The sequence below is a fragment of the Pseudoalteromonas sp. 3J6 genome (assembly GCF_903995135.1).
In the GTDB taxonomy this organism is placed as follows: domain Bacteria; phylum Pseudomonadota; class Gammaproteobacteria; order Enterobacterales; family Alteromonadaceae; genus Pseudoalteromonas.
Window position 1 is genome coordinate 723,829 of the sequence record NZ_LR877185.1, and the last position, 19,796, is coordinate 743,624.

The window sequence follows — 19,796 nt, forward strand, 5'->3', positions numbered from 1 at the left end:
ACATTAATACGTATAGTTATACTGATAAACGCAGTTTTTGTCTATAGAAAGCGCCGCTAGCGGAACAATAATCAAACAAAAATGCTTATAAATTAATGAACAGTAGCCAAATAAGCTCAGCTTTCAGACAGTTTACAGCGGAATATCCAATCACTAAAATCGTACAAATAAATGAGCATTAAGTGCTATGTGCTTTTGCCACAAAATACGATATTGCGCTGATAGGCCTAACTGCTGATATTGCATAATCGACCACTGTGCACTGGGCTTATAAGCAGTGCCGCCTTGTTGGCAGCTTTGGCTTTTGTGCCACCCTTTGGGAGCATCTGATTTTTTTGCAATAAATAAGTTGGGAGCAACAAACCCATCAAGCTGACATAACCACGCTTGCTTTTTTACCGGTAAAGCGTACTCATCTTCAAAGCCATTAAAGTGCATTAACTCATGCAAAAAAACCGCGTAGCTAGCCTGTGAATTAATATGCATTAAACCATTTTTTACACTGGCAGTACCTTGCTTAGGCATCATAACAGCAAAATCGAACCCAGTGGGAAGCCGCTTTTTAAGCGATGATTGTTGCCAATCGCACTTAGCACGTGAGGATTCAGTACTATTGCAACTAATTGCACTACCCACATAAACTGGTTTTGAAAAACAAAAGGTATTGAGACTCGGCTCTGGGTTTTGAAAGTACGCGTTACGAAATTGATTGAGCCTGTATAAACCATCACGGTGATCGCTCAACATTAATACGTTAAATGTACACTGCTTTTGTATCTCAACTTGCTTGCTTGCAACTAAAAACCCTAACTTATTCATGAATGATGCACTCAATGTTTCTATGGGTGCTTGTTGCTGTAATTGCAGATGATAAAAGATATCGCCTTTAGGAAGCTTATTTTGATTTTTTAGTAGCGCTAAATCCTGCCAACGCTGTTGCGAAAATAACGAGTCGGCGAGTTTTTTTTGCTGTGCTCGTGTAATTTTATCCAAACTTGCTTGCCAAAATAGTTTAGCCGTTTCAGTTTGATTATTGCTTAATAATGACAACCCATAGCCATATTGAGCATCCGCTATTTTATTGCGAGCTAAGGTTGCTAAGGCTGTGGTGGGTAATTGTAATATGTGGTTTGCAAAGTAACGAGGGAATTGCCAATAACTGTCAATCACATTGGCCTTGGCATGTAATACTTGCCAAAAGCCAATGCTATTTTGTTTATTACTCGAGCCACTAATAACGCTAGCGCACAGTAATAAAGCACTTAGTTTTAAATAATTAGCCAGCGCTTTCACTGGCCATCAACTCAAGCTCTAAACGCGCATACTTATATTCTATAAATTCATGTACGTTCGTTGCTAGCGCCAATTTAAAGTAATCTGTGGCAATTGAGAACTCACCTGCGGCTTGGTGCTGTTTAGCTAAGTAAAAATAAGCTTCACATAAACGCTGAGCATATTCTTGTTGTGAACTTACACCATCGGCTATCCCTGAAAAAAATGCTTTTTCACTCATATCACCTACATACAAGGCAATAAGCTGATATGCCCATTCGTTTTCATCAAGAGCCGCCGCATTAGCTTTTAACGAAGCGAGCGCCTGAGTTTTATCTTGTGCTGCTTGAGCTAAATAAAGCCACAGCACACGATAAGGATCGTTAGGAGAGCGCTCCAAGAATGTTTTAAAGTCATCCTTTGCAAGCGTCGCTCTATCACCATAGTACAAAGCAATACCACGATTTAAATACGCATATTCATGTTCTTGGTCTAACTCTATGGCTGAATCAAAATACTCGTATGCTTTTTCGTATTGCTGCATCAAGGTATGTTGAATCCCCAAAAAATTATACACTTCAGCCAAATCAGGTTTCAGTTTAACTGCTCGGTTAAAATCAATTCGCGATAAAGTAGTCATGCCTAAGCTATCAAACAGCACACCACGGTCATAATAGAGCTTTGCTTGTTGCTCTGTACTTAAGTCTGCTCTATTTAATAGCTCTGAAAAACGAGCAATGGCAATTTCATTTCTAAAGTCTGATGCAAGTGGCGCAGTAAATGGTACATTAATAATAGCAGCGGGTTTAGTAGTAGCCTGACAAGCGCTTAAAGACAAAATAGCAAAAGATGCCAAGGCTAAATGTTTAAGTCTCATTAAAATCCTTAATACCGAGGTAAGTAGCAAATAGATAAGACATAAGCTGTCTTGTAAGGTTCATTCTTGTTATATGTTACTTAACGTCTTGAACACAATAGGTTGCTAACATTAAAGCATAAAAAAAGGGGCTAAACAGCCCCTTTTTATACTATCCAGTAATTATCTGGATGAAAGATTAGCAATTACGCGTCTTTAGACTCGTCAGCTGCAGGTGCTGCTGATTCCATTGCTTCTTTAATACTTAGACGTACACGGCCTTGACGGTCTACTTCTAGTACTTTAACTTTAACTTCTTGACCTTCACTAAGGTGATCAGCAACGTTGTTAACACGTTCTGTGCTGATTTGTGAGATATGCACTAGGCCATCTTTACCTGGAAGAATGTTTACAAACGCACCGAAATCAACGATACGTACCACTTTACCTTCGTAGATAGTACCTACTTCAAGCTCAGCAGTTAATTGCTCAATACGGCTAATTGCATTTGCTGCACTTTCACCGTCTGTAGCAGCAATCTTGATTGTGCCATCATCACCGATTTCAATCGTAGTACCCGTTTCTTCAGTAAGCTGACGGATAGTTGCGCCACCTTTACCGATAACTTCTGCGATTTTCTTCTGTGGGATTTGCATCGTGTAAATACGCGGAGCAAACATAGATAACTCTTCAGAAGGTGCAGAAATCGCTTCGTCCATTACATTTAGAATGTGTAAACGTGCAGCTTTCGCTTGTTTAAGCGCGATTTGCATGATTTCTTGAGTAATACCTTCAATTTTGATATCCATTTGCAGTGCAGTGATACCGTTAGTTGTACCCGCTACTTTAAAGTCCATGTCACCTAAGTGATCTTCATCACCTAAGATATCTGAAAGAACAACAAAGTTTTCTTCTTCTTTAACTAAGCCCATTGCGATACCCGCAACTGAGGCTTTAATTGGAACACCTGCGTTCATAAGCGCTAAAGACGTACCACAAACCGATGCCATTGAAGATGAACCATTTGATTCAGTAATTTCAGATACAACACGGATTGAATATGGGAAGTCAGTCAATGTTGGCATTACTGCTGCAATACCACGCTTAGCTAGGTTACCGTGGCCGATTTCACGACGCTTAGGAGAACCAACAAAACCCGTTTCACCTACACAGAACGGAGGGAAGTTATAGTTAAGCATAAAGTGGTTTTTGTGCGTGCCAGTTAAATCGTCGATTAACTGTGAATCACGTTCTGTACCAAGTGTTGCTGTTACTAATGCTTGCGTTTCACCACGTGTGAAGATTGCAGAGCCGTGAGTACGTGGAAGTACGCCCGTCATTACATCTAGAGCACGGATCATATCTGGTTCACGACCATCGATACGTTTTTCGCCAGCAGCGATACGGCCACGAACGATTTTCTTCTCAAGTGAACCGAATACTTTACCTACTTCTTGCTTATCAAGCGTTTCGCCTTCAGCAAGTTCGCTTGTTAGTGCTTCAACAACCGCATCTTTTGCAGCAGTTAATGCTTCTTTACGCGCTACTTTATCAGTAATACGGTAAGCTTCGCCTACTTTATCTGCAGCAAGAGTTGCTACTTTCTCTTCTAATGCAACGTTTTTCTCAGGTGCAGTCCAATCCCAAGTAGGCTTGCCTGCTTCTGCTTTAAATTCGTTAATTGCATTGATGATAGACTGTGATTGCTCATGGCCGTATACAACCGCGCCTAGCATTACGTCTTCAGCAAGTACGTCTGCTTCTGATTCAACCATAAGTACTGCGTTATCAGTACCAGCAACAACTAAGTCAAGTTGGCTCTCTTCAAGCTCTTTTAGTGTCGGGTTAAGTACGTATTCACCGTTAATGTAACCAACACGTGATGCACCAATTGGACCGCTGAACGGGATACCAGAGATAGCAAGTGCTGCTGATGTACCAATCATCGCAACCATATCAGGTTGGATTTCAGGGTTTACAGAAACAACAGTCGCGATAACTTGTACTTCGTTTACGAAACCATTTGGGAAAAGTGGACGAATTGGACGGTCAATAAGACGTGCAATAAGTGTTTCGCCATCGTTAGGACGACCTTCACGCTTAAGGAAACCACCTGGGATACGACCAGCAGCGTACATACGCTCTTGGTAGTTAACTGTTAGTGGGAAGAAGTCTTGACCTGGTTGAGCTTCACGCTTACCAACAACCGTTACTAGTACTGACGTGTCGCCAATGCTTGCTAGTACTGCGCCGTCAGCTTGACGAGCGATAGCACCTGTTTCTAGCGTCACTGTGTGTTGACCTAGTTGAAATTCTTTTATAATTGCTTGCACTTAAAATATTCCTTAAATGTATTTTTAGTATTAATTAAGTTTTCATCAAAGTACCAATTACAGTACATAATTGTATTCAGTTGGAAATCAATTAAGTACTACAATTGGCAATGATGTAAATAACCGTAAATAAACCTTTTTATCTACGCGCCATAGTATATAACAAAGTCAGGTAAAATTGCGAGCTTAGTCCAGAGATAAACGTGATGCTAAATTATGTACTTTGCTGTTACTTACAATGTGGCTTTTAGCTTATATTTCAAGGGGGTTAATCGATGTGGGTAGTGAGTATGAGGAAATTTAGACACAAAAAAAGGAGCTAAAAAGCTCCCCTTTTGATAATCAAGTTCTTAGCGACGTAGGCCAAGCTCTTTGATTAACGCAGTGTAACGCGAGATATCTTTACCTTTAAGGTAATCAAGCAGTTTACGGCGAGTGCTTACTTTACGAAGCAGACCACGACGTGAGTGGAAGTCATGCTTGTGATCAGCGAAGTGACCTTGAAGCTTGTTGATATCAAAAGTAAGTAATGCTACTTGTACTTCAGGTGAACCAGTGTCGCCTTCAGCGCGTGCGAATTTAGCAATGATATCGATTTTTTCTTGATTGCTTAGTGACATAATAACTCCAAAAGTTAAATTTAATAGGTGCTTTAGCCGATCACTAATTCAGCCAAAACGATTAAGCGGGCGTATTCTACCAATTATCAGCATAACTACAAGTTAAACTTTACTCTGGTTGTTGATTAGACAAGCCGCGCTTTGATTTTAAATGGCCATCAGGATTACGTTCGCCCGTACCAATAAATATTCCGTCAGCCAGTACCTTTATTGCACCTTCAGGCAGGGCTTTACCCAATACCACAGCTTGACCATGGCTAAATGCCACTCCCTGCTCTTTAGTAATTTCCACAACGGGTAAATCAACTAACGCAGTATCCATTGGCAATAATAGTTCGTCAAGGTAAGTGGAAGGCGCAACGTCTTGTTCTTTCGCTTGATTTAATAACGTTTCTAACTGCTCAAGTGTGACCATTTTATCTGCTGGGTAATGCCCTACAGCACTACGATGCAGCATAATCACATGCGCGCCGCAGCCTAAGTTTTCACCTAAGTCATCAACGATAGTACGAATATACGTACCTTTAGATACATGGGCAGTCATTTGTATTTCGTTAGCTTGCTCATCAAACTCATCAAGCGTTAAGCTAAATACGTTAATTTTTCGACATTTGCGAGGAACTTCAATGCCTTCACGCGCATATTTATATAAAGGCTTGCCTTCATATTTAAGCGCTGAATACATTGATGGGTATTGGTCTGACTCACCTAAAAACTTAGCAATCTCTTCGCTTAGTAATTGGGAAGTGACATTCACATCGCGAGTTTCAACCACTTCGCCATCAGAGTCTGATGTGGTCGTACGTTCACCTAGCTTAGCTCGAACAACATAGGTTTTATCTGTATCGAGTAAAAACTGGGTAAACTTAGTCGCTTCACCAAAACAAATTGGCAGCATGCCGGTCGCAAGCGGATCAAGCGCACCTGTGTGCCCCGCTTTTTGCGCAAAATAAATACCTTTAGCCTGCTGTAATGCCTTGTTTGATGAAATGCCTTCTGGTTTGTTTAACAACAAAATACCATCAACTGGACGGCCTTTACTGCGTCTTGCCATTAGTCTTTAGTGCCTTCTTCGCTATCTGTTTCATCATCAACATGCTTAGCATTATCTTCACGAATGATAGAGTCCACTAAGTTAGAGATGCGCATCCCTTCCATTAATGAGTTATCAACCACAAATTTAAGCTCTGGCATAATACGTGCGCGAATACGCTTACCTAGTAACGAACGGATATAGCCCGTTGCTTCGTTCAGTACTTTTGCACTCTGTTTTGCTGCATTTTCGTCTTCAGTGTTAAACACCGTGATAAAAACTTTGGCATAAGATAAATCGCGTGATACTTCTACCGCAGACACTGTCACCATGCCTAAGCGCGGATCTTTAATTTCGCGTTGTAGAATCACAGCAATTTCTTTTTGAATTTGCTGAGCAACACGATCAGTGCGAGAAAATTCTCTCATTTCACTTTCCTAAAATTATAACTTATTGAAAAAACAATAATAAGTTAACTAAATAATGGATACACAAATGGGGGCTGAGCCCCCATTTAAAATCTTAGCATAGGTTATGTTGGGCTATCGAGATACGACCTTGAATGTCCAACAACACCTAACAACAATTAAAGACTACGTTGTACTTCAACTGTTTCAAATACTTCGATTTGGTCACCAACGCGAACGTCATTGTAGTTCTTAACGCCGATACCACATTCCATGCCGTTACGAACGTCTTGTACGTCATCTTTAAAGCGACGTAATGACTCAAGTTCACCTTCGTAAATAACCACGTTATCACGAAGTACACGAATTGGTGCGCTACGTTTGATAGTACCTTCAGTAACCATACAACCAGCAATTGCGCCAATTTTTGGAGACTTAAATACATCACGTACTTCAGCAAGACCAATGATCTCTTGTTTAAACTCAGGAGCAAGCATACCAGACATGGCTTGCTTAACTTCTTCGATAAGTGCGTAAATTACGCTGTAGTAACGAAGGTCTAAGTTTTCAGAGTCAATCACTTTACGCGCTGATGCATCGGCACGAACGTTAAAGCCAACTACGATTGCGTTAGACGCTGCAGCAAGAGTTGCATCTGTTTCAGTGATACCACCAACACCAGAACCAACAATCTTCACTTTTACTTCATCAGTAGAAAGTTTAGTTAGTGAGTCTGAAATTGCTTCAATTGAACCTTGAACGTCTGCTTTAAGTACCACGTTAACTTCAGACACATCGCCTTCAGTCATGTTAGTAAACATGTTTTCAAGCTTCGCTTTTTGCTGACGCGCTAATTTAACATCGCGGAATTTACCTTGACGGTATAAAGCAACTTCACGTGCTTTACGCTCGTCTTTAACTACTGTTGCTTCATCACCCGCTGCTGGAATACCAGAAAGACCTAAAATCTCAACAGGAATAGAAGGACCCGCAGATTTAATGTCTTTACCGTTTTCATCGCGCATTGCACGAACACGGCCATACTCAAGACCACATAATACAATGTCACCTTGGTTAAGCGTACCTGATTGAACAAGGATAGACGCTACTGGACCACGGCCTTTATCAAGACGTGATTCAATTACAACACCTGCAGCCATACCTTCGCTAGGTGCATTTAGTTCTAACAGCTCAGATTGCATTAATACTGCTTCTAAAAGGTCATCAATACCAAGACCTGTTTTAGCTGAGATGTGAACGTATTGCGTATCACCGCCCCAATCTTCTGGGATAACGTCTAGCTGAGCTAGCTCGTTTTTAACGCGGTCTGGATCTGCGCCTTCTTTATCCATTTTGTTAACAGCAATGATTAAAGGAACGCCAGCTGCGCGAGCATGCTGTACCGCTTCTTTAGTTTGTGGCATTACACCATCATCGGCTGCAACTACTAGGATTACGATATCAGTCGCTTTTGCACCACGAGCACGCATAGATGTAAACGCGGCGTGACCCGGAGTATCTAAGAAAGTGATCATGTTGCCGTTAGTTTCAACGTGGTATGCACCAATATGCTGCGTAATGCCACCGGCTTCGCCTGAAGCAACTTTAGCTGAACGAATGTAATCAAGCGTTGACGTTTTACCGTGGTCAACGTGACCCATAACAGTTACTACTGGAGCACGAGGCTCAGACTTACCATCTTCGTGGCGGTCGTTAAGTACTGTTTGCTCTAATTCGTTTTCTTTAACGATGATAACTTTATGGCCCATTTCTTCTGCAACAAGTTGCGCAGTTTCTTGGTCAATAACTTGGTTAATCGTAACCATGTCACCCATTTTCATCATTGTTTTTACAACTTCAGCGCCTTTAACAGCCATGCGTGACGCAAGCTCAGCAACTGTAATTGTTTCACTAATACGCACTTCGTTTTTAACATCAGCCGTTGGTTTTTGGAAACCGTGCTGTAATGACGCTGGCGCTTTTAGCTTACCTTTTTTACCTTTAGACGCTGCAAATTTATCTTTTGCTGGCGCTTTTTTCTTTTTCTTCGCACGGCGTGAGCCTTGCTCTTCGCGAGCATCTGCTACATCTTCTGCTTCACGTGCGTAAGTTGAAGTCGTAAGGTGGTGATCCGCGGTTTCTTCGCGTTTCTTACGTTCTTCTTCTTCTTTCTTCCAGCGTGCTGAATTCTCTTCAGCTAGCTTTCTTGCCTCTTCTGCTTGACGTTTCGCTTCTTCTTCAGCTTTCTTCAATGCGGCCTCTTCTGCTTCTTTTTGCAGACGCTCAGCTTCGATGCGATCTTTCTCAGACTTAGCACTTTGCTCAGGGGTCATCTGCTGTTGTTTCGCTTTACGCTCAGCATCTGCTTTGCGTTTAGCTTCTTCTTTGGCTTTACGATCAGCGTCTTCTTTCGCTTTACGTTCTGCCTCTTGTTTCGCTTTCAATTCTGCGGCTTCTTGTTCAGCTTTTTGCTGCTCTTCAAGACGCGCTTTTTCTTCAGCGGCTAGACGTTGCTGTTCTTGCTCTTGCTCAACAGCACTTTTTTTCACGTAAGTGCGGGTTTTGCGAACTTCAACTTGCACAGCCTTTGCTTTACCCGTAGAGCCAGTCACACTTAATGTGCTTTTGCTCTTACGTTGCAATGTCATACGCGCTGGACCTTCAGATCCAGTACCGCCATGTTGCTTGCTTAGGTGATCAAGTAACGTTGCTTTTTCAGCTTCTGTTACATTATCGCCTGCTTGTTTAGTAATACCGGCTTGTGAAAACTGCTGTAGCAATTTATCAACAGTTGTACCTATATCACCGGCTAGTTTTTCAACATTTACTTCTGCCATAGTCTCTAATACCTCCGTTAATAAATTACTCGTCTGCAAACCAACAAATATTACGTGCAGCCATAATTAGCTCGCCCGCTTTCTCTGCAGATAGCTCTGTAATATCTACAAGCTCATCAATTCCTTGCTCAGCTAAGTCTTCAAGTGTTACTACACCCTTACTTGCCATAACAAATGCTAAATGACGCTCTAAGCCTTCAAGCGCAAGTAAGTCTTCAGCAGGCTCAGCGCCTTCTAAGCTTTCTTCCGTTTTAAGGGCTTTCGTTGTTAATGCATCTTTTGCACGTGAACGTAATACGTCCACTGTTTCTTCATCTAAGCCGTCGATTTCTAAAAACTCAGAAGCAGGTACATACGCAACTTCTTCAAGTGTTGAGAAACCTTCGTTGATAAGTAATGACGCAAACTCGTCATCAATATCTAAGTTTTCAGTAAATAAGTTAATTAACTTATCTGACTCAGCTTCGTTCTTAGCGCGCATTTCATCAACGGTCATTACGTTTAATTCCCAGCCAGTTAACTGGCTTGCTAAACGTACGTTTTGACCATTACGACCAATAGCTTGTGCTAAGTTATCAGCTTCAACAGCAATATCCATTGAGTGAGTGTCTTCATCCATTACGATTGAAGCCACTTCTGCTGGTGCCATTGCGTTAATAACAAACTGTGCTGGGTTGTCATCGTAAAGTACGATATCAACACGCTCACCGCCAAGTTCTGACGATACCGCTTGAACACGTGCGCCACGCATACCAACACACGCACCTACAGGGTCTATACGCTTATCATTAGACTTAACTGCGATTTTAGCGCGTGAACCTGGATCACGAGCTGCGGCACGTAATTCAATCATCTCTTCGCCAATTTCTGGCACCTCAATGCGGAATAATTCCATCAGCATTTCTGGTTTAGAACGGGTTACAAATAACTGTGCACCACGTGCTTCTGGTTTAACTTCATATAGAAGACCACGAATACGATCGCCTGGGCGGAAGTTTTCACGTGGCAGCATGTCGTCACGGTAAATAACCGCTTCTGCGTTATTACCTAAATCAAGTACGATTGCATCACGCGTTGCTTTTTTAACAACACCCGTTACTAGCTCGCCTTGCTGATCTTTGTACGCTTCAACCACTAAGGCACGCTCTGCTTCACGTACTTTTTGTACGATTACTTGCTTAGCCATTTGTGTTGTTATGCGGTCAAATTTAATTGATTCAATCTGCTCTTCTACGTAGTCGCCCATTTTCAAGTCTGGTTCTTCAACTTGAGCAGCTTCTAACGTGATTTCGCTGTATGGATTCTCTAAAGAACCATCTTCTAGTACTTCAGCTATTTGCCAGCGACGGAATGTATCGTAATCGCCAGTTTTACGGTCAATTGCAACACGTACATCAATTTCACCATCATGCTTTTTCTTTGTCGCTGTCGCTAATGCGAACTCTAGAGCTTCAAAAATCTTTTCTTTTGGAACCGCTTTCTCATTGGAAACGGCTTCAGCAACCAATAATATCTCTTTTGCCATGGGTAATGCCTCGCTTGCCCTATTCCTTCGCACTCGAATTAAAACTTTGCGATTATGTTCGCACGTTCAATGTTACTAAGCATGATTAAATGCTCTGCACCATCGCTAGATAATGTGATCATATCGCTGCTAACTGCTATTAAGTCGCCTTTAAAATTACGGCGACCGTCTTGTGGAAGCTTAGTACGCACGCGTACTTCCTCTCCTTGCGCCTGCTCGTAGTGATCTTGTTTGAATAATGGACGATCAACACCAGGAGACGACACTTCCAAATCATATTCGTTTGTAATCGGGTCTTCGACGTCTAAAATCGCACTAATTTGACGACTGGCATCTGCGCAGTTGTCAACTGAAATTCCATCCTCGTGAGCAATGTATACTCTTAAGGTAGAATGGCGACCCGCTTGTACAAACTCAAGACCATGTAATTCAAAGCCTAGCATTTCTACCGCAGGCGTTAACATGGTTACTAAATCTTGTTCAAGTTTTGTCACGAAAATCCTCCATACAAACAAAAAAAGGGCTTATAGCCCTAAAATACTGAGTTTAAATTTTGATTTAATCGATAAACATTAAATCAAACGGTGCAGATACAACAACGCCCCGAACCAAGCGGGGCGTCACACCAAAAAACGCAAAACTGTGTGGCCTAGGGCCAAGCTTGGTTGCGAGTCAGTACCCTGACCAAATTAAACTTCATTAGCTTAAACGCAAAACGCGCATTACTTAGAATGCGCGATATAAAGTAGTAAGTTTAAACCTACTATTAAGATTGGTTGCGGGAGCCGGATTTGAACCAACGACCTTCGGGTTATGAGCCCGACGAGCTACCAGACTGCTCCATCCCGCGCCAATAGATAAAAAGTTAATAACTTAATATCGCTGTTAGTAAATTTTATAACCTACTAAACAATGGCCGCTATTATAAGGATGTGCCGCTAAATTAGCAACCATAATAACTAATAAGTTGATAAAAAAAGCAACCTAGTTTATCGCCTTAACTACACTATGTTTGCTATAAAATTTGAATCGTTACAATCAACCGCTGTATTAAATTGCATTCGGTGCTCTATTATCGGTAACCTGAACTTTGGATAATAAATCTATCTCAAGCAGCTATTTTCAGCGCTAACTGCGTTGAATTTACTTGCAATAGGCTAGCTATTGACGCGTAATTTCGCCTTGTTTTCACTGAAAATCTCTGGCTAGAGAAAATAAACATAAATATCATTTTTGATTTAATATGTTAGTAAACCTCTTAACCAGAGTTCAGGTTAAACATACTTTAAGAAATAGATCGCTTTTAAAAATATCACGTATAAGAGTGAATTTTGGCTAATTATGAAAAAATACAACACACTAAGATTGATTTTAGGTGATCAGCTCAATCCTGCTCATTCGTGGTTTAAAGACAAATCAGACGACACAGTATTTGTTATTGCTGAGCTTATGCAAGAAGCACACTATGTAAAACACCATGTGCAAAAAATATCAGCCTTTTTTAAAGCCATGGAAAACTTCGCTAATGCATTAAAAGATGCTGGCTTAAATGTTTTACATCTCACGCTAGATGACACCAAAGACGATGATGACTTACCCGCTCTTTTAACGCGTTTAGCCAAGCAGCATGAATGTACCTCTATTGAATATCAATACCCAGATGAGTACCGTTTAAAAACACAACTTCACGAATTCGCGACTAATAGCGAGTTAACGGTGAATGCCTGTGACAGCGAGCATTTTTTATTAGCATTTAACGACATAGATAAACGCTTTAAAAAAGATAAACACGTCACCATGGAGCATTTTTATCGGGCAATGCGTAAGCAGTTTGATATTTTAATGGAAAATGACAAACCTGCCGGTGGGCAATGGAACTTTGATGCAAATAACCGTAATAAGTTTTCAAAAAGTGATTTAGCCGATATTCCTGGCCCTAAATTATTTAAAAATGACGTGAGTGCCATTATTGAGCGCTTAGATTCGCATAACGTAGGATATTTTGGACAAATAGAAACTCAGTTAAGCTGGCCAACAACCCGTAAGCAAGCAATAAGTGCGCTTGATCATTTTTGTGCACATTTACTGCCTCGCTTTGGTCAATTTCAAGATGCGATGACAGATCAATGCCCTGATAAAGATACCTTTTATCACAGCCGATTATCGTTTGCGTTAAATGCCAAAATTTTACCCCCTCGCTATGTTATCGACCGTGTCGTTAAAGAGTACCAACAACGTCAAGATGAAATATCTATTTCTCAGGTTGAAGGCTTTATTCGCCAAGTACTGGGTTGGCGCGAGTATGTGCGTGGCGTGTATTGGAAAAACATGCCCGATTACGCCAACAAAAACCAGCTTAATGCAACTCGTGCACTGCCGAGTTATTTTTGGAATGGTAAAACAAAAATGAATTGCTTAAGCCACTCATTAACACAAAGCTTAGACAGCGCGTATGCCCATCATATTCAGCGCTTAATGGTAATAGGTAATTTTTGTTTATTAACCGCCATCAGTCCCGATGAAGTAGATGAATGGTATTTAGGTGTTTATATTGATGCTATTGAGTGGGTAGAAATGCCTAACGCCCGAGGGATGAGCCAGTTTGCTGACGATGGCATCATTGCCACTAAACCTTATGCGGCTAGCGGCAACTATATAAATAAAATGAGTGACTACTGTAAAAGCTGCCAATACAAAGTAAAAGAAAAAGTGGGCAAAGACGCGTGTCCGCTAAACAGCCTTTACTGGCAGTTTATGCAAAAACACCGAGAGCGACTTGAGAAAAACCCACGAATAGGCATGGTTTATCGTAATTGGGATAAACAAGATGAATCATTACGCCAAGCAACCTTAGAGCAAGCTAGCAACTATTTAAATAATATTGAAAAGCTGTAAATATAAATGCCTTCAATTGGTGGCAGTATCCTTGATAGTTAATATTAAAGTATCAAAATAGGTAATATTGTTAATTAAATGTTTAATTTATTTGTCATGGCAATGTAATGAGCTTATTTTTTAATAGCACCTCTTACTCCAAACAATGATGAGAATAAAATGAAAAAACAATTAATTGCAGCGACACTTTTATTACTCGGTACAAGCCAAGCTCAAGCTTTTAGTCAAGAAACTCACAAACGTATTGTTCTTGATGCCGTAAATTATATGCAGCAACACCCAGCCAGCACCGAATATGCTGCCCTACGTCAGTACGCTGCACAAAACAATCTGACAATCTCTGAATTAGCCGAGCTGCTAGGACAAGCGGCTTATGATGTAGATGACTTTGAAGACACCTTTTTCTGTGGTGCCATTACAGGCTCATGTGTTCAAGCGCCAGTATGGGGAGCAGCGCAAAGTATAGTTAAATATACAAGCTATTGGCATTTTCAAAATCATACCCAAGGTGCAGACCAACATGGAAACGATTTTGGTGGTTATAATTATGAGAAGCTCACCGTTTGGGGCACTATTGATAATCTTGCATCTGCTTGGCTTAAAGGTGACTACCTTGATGATGGTAAAGGGGGAGAAACAGGTTGGTTCAATGCCGACTCTTCAAAATATAACAGTTATGGTGTAACAGAATCTCACTACAGAATCGATAGCAACTCAACCTATTCTATGTACGATGACTTTGAAGAAATGCCATTTCAACCTATCGATAATTTAGGGCAATATTGGTATCAAAGTTACTTACAAAGCGGAAATCCTCAAGTATTAGGGTTTGTATTTCATACGACTGATTTATTACAACCTCACCACACATGGACCACATCAGACCTTAACCACTCTAGCTGGGAAAGTTGGGTAAAAGATTACTATGATCAAGAGCAGCTCAACGATTTATCACTCGTTACTCAAGCAATGCAAACGTTCTCGCCTTTAGATAAAAATAGCCAAGATGTTCGCCCATTATTAACTCAAGGTGGTTCATTTTCTTATGCTCAAGGTGGAATTGTACTCAATTCAAAAGATCATTTTGATCGCCTTAATATAGCTAAGCAAGTAGTGCCCCATGCAATAGCAATGGTGGTGCACTTATTGAACCACGCCATGGTTGCTCGCTAATGAAAAAAATGGCTATTTTAGTGATTACATTACTAGGGGCGTGTTACCACTCCCTAGTAATGGCCTCATTTACACAATACAGTAGTGATGAAGTTAACTTTATGCATCGTGCTTATTTAAAGCACAAACCTGAAATTACAATCAATGAAGTTAGAACTCGTCTGTATGAGAATCAGTTTTTGTTACAACAAGCAGCGCTAAAAACACCTGCAATAATAAAACGACAATCTGCCGTTGGTTTTAGCACTCAATACCATGTTGAACGTTACTTAAAAAATCTGTTCGATTCGCAATTAGCTATAAAGGCACAGTCAAGTCAGGTAAAGCTTGACACTTATGATAGCCATTGGCTTAAACACACATTAGGGCCCTACCCTAAAAATGGTCAATATGTGCAAAGCTTGATTAAAAAAATGCAGCAGATCGATTTAACCCCTATTTTGTATAACTCTATTAATTTATATGAATTTATCGATGCACTATCAATGCAGGTACGTTTTAAACTCCATAGAGGAGATAGTGAACTATTCAAAAGTGAATTAATAAAAAAACGGCAATTCAATATAGCGTTTTCAAAAGCCAAACCGATTTTGGCAAAACAGAATATTGATATTGAACATCTGTATGAAATAGCTAAAGGAGATATTTTGCGACCCTCCATTCAAAGCTGGCTAGGCATAAATACAATGATGCACATGCAGAGCCCTGTTCTTGAAAAGTTAGAGAAACAAGTAAACAAAAGCGAAATTAAAGCGTTTTATCAAGCAAATAAATCGCAGTTTAAATTTTTAAGTCAGGTAAAAGCCCACGGAGCTCAATTTGCTAATCGAGCCAATGCTGTAGACTTTCGCACGTTGGCGGATAACAAATCACTTGAACAAGCATTAGTGATATCAGGAAAACAAGATATATATGCTCAATACAATAGTGAATTAAACCGCAAAAACAAAAGTAGTTGGGTTGTACAACTTGCGTTCACAACTAAAGAAAACACCATTTCCGCTGTTATACGTACACCTAGTGGTGAATGGGTGGTGATACACAGTTATGAGCATCAGTTTGATTATTTTTCGCCAGAAGATGAAACCGTTCGATACCAAGCAACAAAGGCCATCGCAAAACAAAAAGCGGCACAACAGTATGAAAATAACTGGCTCAAGTGGCAAAATAAGACGGGAGTAATTTTATGAGTAAGAAAAATTTCGTTTCTGTCATTGCTTTAGCTTGTGTTGGTATTTACACACTTTTCACTCATTATACTAGCAAACCAACAATAGAGAATATTGATGGTCTTAACCAAGCTAAAAGTGTCAAGCAAATAACGTCCCTTGAACTGACAGCTGATGACATGACTCAAGAGTTGGAAAGCACGCAATTGAAAACGGTTGCAACTAGTAATACTAGCTCTCAGCCCTTACCAATAATAACCTCTGTGGCCTATTTACCCAACATAGTAAAAAATACTCAGCCAGTGGCTCAGTACAGTGGTGATTTAAATAATCACCAGGCATATCAAGATTTCCACCTTGAACAGCAAAGACAGCTAGAACAACGTTTTGTTGTTGCTGCAAAAGCCAAAATATTAAAACTTGAAGACTTACTTGCTAAAGGCCGACAAAAAAAGCTTTCACAAGAACAACTACAAGTTGCAATAGATAAAATTAACGCTTTAAAACAAATACAAATAGATTTAAAAGACTAACAACGCAAAAAGCCGCCAAATGGCGGCTTTTCACAGGGAAAATACGTGTACTATCTAAGCTATTTACTTTCTAGCATATTGCCTGAGCCAATTTCAATTTTACGTGGCTTCAGCGCTTCTGGGATCTCACGTTCAAGGTCGATGCTTAGTAAGCCGTTAGCTAGGTCTGCGCCAAGTACTTTAACGTGGTCACCTAACTGGAACTTACGCTCAAAGTTGCGCTCGGCAATGCCTTGATGAATGAATTTACGCTCATCGTTTTGATCTTTACCTGCTTTAGTGCCTGATACAACTAACGTGTTGTTTTCAGATTGCAGGCTTAACTCGTCTTCACTAAATCCAGCAACTGCCATAGTGATACGGTATTTGTCTTTATCAAGTGCTTCGATGTTGTATGGAGGAAAACTTGGCTGCTTGTCAGTTCGTGCAGCGGCATCCATTAATGATGCTAAGTGATCGAAACCAATGAATGAACGGTATAGGGGTGATAAATCTACTGTACGCATAATAATATCCTCATATTTAAGCGATATATTGCTGCCACTTTTCGTTTGAACAAGTAACGGCAAAATTTAATTAATAATATAACTTTCAAATAGTTCTGTTTAAATGAAGACCCATCAGGCGTCCTCAAATAACTATTTATGGGCGGACAATTTTATTTCAAGATTTTTTATAAAATATTTTTTATTTTTTTTACAGGCTCTGAAAAAAGCGAACACAATAATCGTTTTTTTGCACTGTAATAAATAATGAAATTAGTTACACTAGGGTCAACTAATTTGAGGAGAGCGTTATGTTAACAGTAATTTTTGGCCGTGAAGGCTGCCCTTTTTGTGTTCGCGCTAAAGATGTTGCAGAGCAACTTGCTAATGACCGCGATGATTTTAAATACCGCTACATCGACATCATCAAAGAAGGCATCAGTAAAGAAGATTTAGAAAAGTCTGCAGGCAAGCCATGCCCGACTGTGCCACAAATTTTTGTAGACCAAACACACATTGGTGGTTTTACAGAATTTGAAGCCTACGCCAAAGAAAACCTAGGCCTTTACCAGTAAATTTGTAGGTATATTGTTAACCAGCTTAATTAACGCACAACTTGAGCTGGTTAAATTTCGACCAACATCAACCACATATAAATTAGTTGTAATTTATACAAGCATTTGCCTCGTATTTCCTATACAATGCGCGCCTCTTTAAATTCGTTGAGGCGTATTAATGTCAGAACCAGTCACGTTTGAATCTCTAAATCTTTCTCCTGCAATTTTAAAGGCAGTTGAAGAGTTGGGTTACAAGACACCATCTGAAATCCAAGCTCAATGTATACCGTTATTGCTAGAAAGAAAGGACGTACTGGGACTAGCACAAACGGGTACAGGTAAAACAGCAGCATTTGCACTGCCATTACTAAATAATATTGACCCGTCTGTGAAACAGCCACAGATCCTTGTACTCACACCAACCCGTGAGCTTGCGATCCAAGTAGCTGAGGCATTTGAACAATATGCAAAACACACTCGTGGTGTTGAAGTACTGGCACTATATGGTGGCCAGAGCTACAGCATCCAGTTGAGCGCACTTCGTCGTGGCGCACAGATTATTGTTGCTACACCGGGTCGTTTAATCGATCACATAAATCGTGGCACTATCAAGTTTGATGCTTTACAAGCACTTGTACTTGATGAAGCCGATGAAATGCTACGTATGGGCTTTATCGATGATGTTGAAAACATCATGGAAAAAACGCCGCGTGAAAAGCAAACATGTCTTTTCTCTGCGACTATGCCTAAGCAAATTCAAAACATCAGCAGCAAATATATGAACAATCCTGAACAGGTTCATATTTCTGCACGCAACTCAACTGTATCGTCAGTAGAGCAAGTGTTTTGGAATGCACACGTACATAAAAACAAAGCCATTGTTCGTTTCTTAGAAGCAGAACAATATGAAGGTGCTATTGTTTTCGTACGTACACGTAACGATACAGTTCAACTAGCTGAGTTATTAGAGCGCGAAGGTTTCTCTGCTGCGCCGCTTAACGGTGACATGAACCAGCAAGCGCGTGAGCGCACAGTTGATCGTTTAAAAAGCGGCATGCTAAACGTTGTTATTGCAACAGACGTAGCGGCACGTGGTCTTGATGTAGACCGTTTAAGCTTAGTTATCAACTACGACATTCCACAAGATTCTGAAGCCTACGTTCACCGTATCGGCCGTACAGGTCGTGCTGGTCGTACTGGTAAAGCGATTCTTTTCGTTAAGCATAACGAGCGTTATTTACTTAAAAATATCATTCGTCATACTAAATCTGAAATCGCACAAGTTGAATTACCAACAGCTAAAGTTGTTGAAGAGAAACGTATTAATGCGCTTCAAGAAAAGCTTACGCTTGCACTTGAAAACAAAGATATTACTTTCTTTAACGAAGTGGCTGCCAACATGGCACAAAAACTTGAGCTTGCTCCTGAAGACTTAGCGGGTGCATTACTGTGTTTAGCACAGCAACAATCGCCAATTAAAGTTGAAGAAGTTAAGATTCAACCGCGTGAGCGTAACGAACGCAACCCTCGCAACGACCGTAATGATCGTGGTGACCGTGGCCGTCGTAACGAACGTGGCGGTGAGCGCGCTGAGCGTAAACCTCGCGAGCGTAATAGCCGTGATGCAGGCCCTATGGATACGTACCGTATCGAAGTAGGTCGTGAGCATGGTGTTCAGGTTAAGAACATTGTTGGTGCAATTGCTAACGAAGCAGACATTTCAAGCAAGTTTATTGGTGACATTCGTCTTCACGACAGTCACAGCACGGTACAATTACCGCAAAACATGCCTAAAGATGTACTTGATCACTTCCAAAAAGTGTTTATTTGTAAACGCCCAATGGGTATGACATTAACACAAGATCAAGGCCCTTCTGAGCCACGCGGCGAGCGTTCTGAACGCCCTGCTGGTGACAAGAAGCGCAGCTTTAATAAAGATGGCCAACGCCCTGATAAGCGTAGCGGCCCTCGTAAAGAACGTCGCCCAGTTAGCTTCACCGCTAAGTAAGCAGCGACTCTTTAGTAAAAAAACCTTGGCATGAAAGTGCCAAGGTTTTTTTGTGTCTGAAATTCAGGTATCAGGTCAGCTTAAGCTTCGTAA

At 40.7% G+C, this 19,796-nt stretch carries 16 protein-coding genes and 1 tRNA gene; 6 read left to right on the plus strand and 11 right to left on the minus strand.

What is annotated here, in order from left to right; genetic code table 11:
- Positions 1-153: 153 nt before the first annotated feature.
- The 10 genes from P3J6_RS03365 to P3J6_RS03410 all read right to left on the minus strand — a co-directional run bounded on the left by P3J6_RS03365 (position 154) and on the right by P3J6_RS03410 (position 11,733).
- Complete coding sequence (locus tag P3J6_RS03365) at positions 154-1,293, minus strand: hypothetical protein (RefSeq protein ID WP_198522226.1); 1,140 nt, start codon at positions 1,291-1,293, stop codon at positions 154-156.
- Positions 1,277-2,149, minus strand: coding sequence for a lipoprotein NlpI (nlpI, locus tag P3J6_RS03370; protein ID WP_198522227.1), 873 nt, complete (start codon positions 2,147-2,149; stop codon positions 1,277-1,279). Before nlpI ends, P3J6_RS03365 begins: the two co-directional genes overlap by 17 nt.
- 185 nt (positions 2,150-2,334) lie before the next feature.
- Positions 2,335-4,461: a polyribonucleotide nucleotidyltransferase gene (gene pnp / locus P3J6_RS03375; RefSeq protein ID WP_138606213.1), complete on the minus strand. Its 2,127-nt coding sequence runs from the start codon at positions 4,459-4,461 to the stop codon at positions 2,335-2,337.
- Between the two features lie 350 nt (positions 4,462-4,811).
- Positions 4,812-5,081 carry a 30S ribosomal protein S15 gene (gene rpsO, locus P3J6_RS03380; RefSeq protein WP_006793376.1) on the minus strand — a complete coding sequence of 90 codons (270 nt, stop codon included), beginning with the start codon at positions 5,079-5,081 and terminating at the stop codon, positions 4,812-4,814.
- A gap of 109 nt (positions 5,082-5,190) precedes the next feature.
- Positions 5,191-6,135, minus strand: coding sequence for a tRNA pseudouridine(55) synthase TruB (gene truB / locus P3J6_RS03385; protein ID WP_138570418.1), 945 nt, complete (start codon positions 6,133-6,135; stop codon positions 5,191-5,193).
- The gene (gene rbfA / locus P3J6_RS03390) at positions 6,135-6,542 is read right to left on the minus strand and encodes a 30S ribosome-binding factor RbfA (RefSeq protein WP_008467148.1); all 408 of its coding nucleotides are present in this window, start codon (positions 6,540-6,542) and stop codon (positions 6,135-6,137) included. Before rbfA ends, truB begins: the two co-directional genes overlap by 1 nt.
- 158 nt (positions 6,543-6,700) lie before the next feature.
- Positions 6,701-9,358, minus strand: coding sequence for a translation initiation factor IF-2 (gene infB, locus P3J6_RS03395; RefSeq protein ID WP_054202155.1), 2,658 nt, complete (start codon positions 9,356-9,358; stop codon positions 6,701-6,703).
- 25 nt (positions 9,359-9,383) lie between these two features.
- Positions 9,384-10,883 carry a transcription termination factor NusA gene (gene nusA, locus P3J6_RS03400; protein ID WP_010391392.1) on the minus strand — a complete coding sequence of 500 codons (1,500 nt, stop codon included), beginning with the start codon at positions 10,881-10,883 and terminating at the stop codon, positions 9,384-9,386.
- A gap of 38 nt (positions 10,884-10,921) precedes the next feature.
- Positions 10,922-11,377, minus strand: coding sequence for a ribosome maturation factor RimP (gene rimP, locus P3J6_RS03405; RefSeq protein ID WP_008114543.1), 456 nt, complete (start codon positions 11,375-11,377; stop codon positions 10,922-10,924).
- Positions 11,378-11,656: 279 nt separating this feature from the next.
- Positions 11,657-11,733: transfer RNA gene (locus tag P3J6_RS03410), tRNA-Met, on the minus strand.
- 491 nt (positions 11,734-12,224) lie between these two features.
- Here P3J6_RS03410 and P3J6_RS03415 point away from each other — a divergent pair.
- From P3J6_RS03415 to P3J6_RS03430, 4 genes are all read left to right on the plus strand, one after another.
- Complete coding sequence (locus P3J6_RS03415; RefSeq protein ID WP_198522228.1) at positions 12,225-13,778, plus strand: cryptochrome/photolyase family protein; 1,554 nt, start codon at positions 12,225-12,227, stop codon at positions 13,776-13,778.
- Between the two features lie 159 nt (positions 13,779-13,937).
- Complete coding sequence (locus tag P3J6_RS03420) at positions 13,938-14,951, plus strand: phospholipase (protein ID WP_138606217.1); 1,014 nt, start codon at positions 13,938-13,940, stop codon at positions 14,949-14,951.
- A complete protein-coding gene (locus tag P3J6_RS03425; protein ID WP_198522229.1) occupies positions 14,951-16,141 on the plus strand; it encodes a peptidyl-prolyl cis-trans isomerase in 1,191 nt (396 codons plus the stop codon). The genes P3J6_RS03420 and P3J6_RS03425 overlap by 1 nt, the downstream gene beginning before the upstream one ends.
- The gene (locus tag P3J6_RS03430; RefSeq protein WP_198522230.1) at positions 16,138-16,653 is read left to right on the plus strand and encodes a hypothetical protein; all 516 of its coding nucleotides are present in this window, start codon (positions 16,138-16,140) and stop codon (positions 16,651-16,653) included. Before P3J6_RS03425 ends, P3J6_RS03430 begins: the two co-directional genes overlap by 4 nt.
- A gap of 59 nt (positions 16,654-16,712) precedes the next feature.
- On the opposite strand, the gene P3J6_RS03435 is transcribed toward P3J6_RS03430, so the two are convergent.
- The gene (locus tag P3J6_RS03435) at positions 16,713-17,159 is read right to left on the minus strand and encodes an Hsp20 family protein (RefSeq protein ID WP_010391385.1); all 447 of its coding nucleotides are present in this window, start codon (positions 17,157-17,159) and stop codon (positions 16,713-16,715) included.
- 290 nt (positions 17,160-17,449) lie between these two features.
- Between P3J6_RS03435 and P3J6_RS03440 the strand changes: the two genes are divergently transcribed.
- A complete protein-coding gene (locus P3J6_RS03440) occupies positions 17,450-17,713 on the plus strand; it encodes a GrxA family glutaredoxin (protein WP_008114535.1) in 264 nt (87 codons plus the stop codon).
- 160 nt (positions 17,714-17,873) lie between these two features.
- Entirely contained in the window at positions 17,874-19,703 is a 1,830-nt protein-coding gene (locus P3J6_RS03445; RefSeq protein WP_054202149.1) for a DEAD/DEAH box helicase, read from the plus strand.
- The last annotated feature ends 93 nt before the right edge of the window (positions 19,704-19,796 follow it).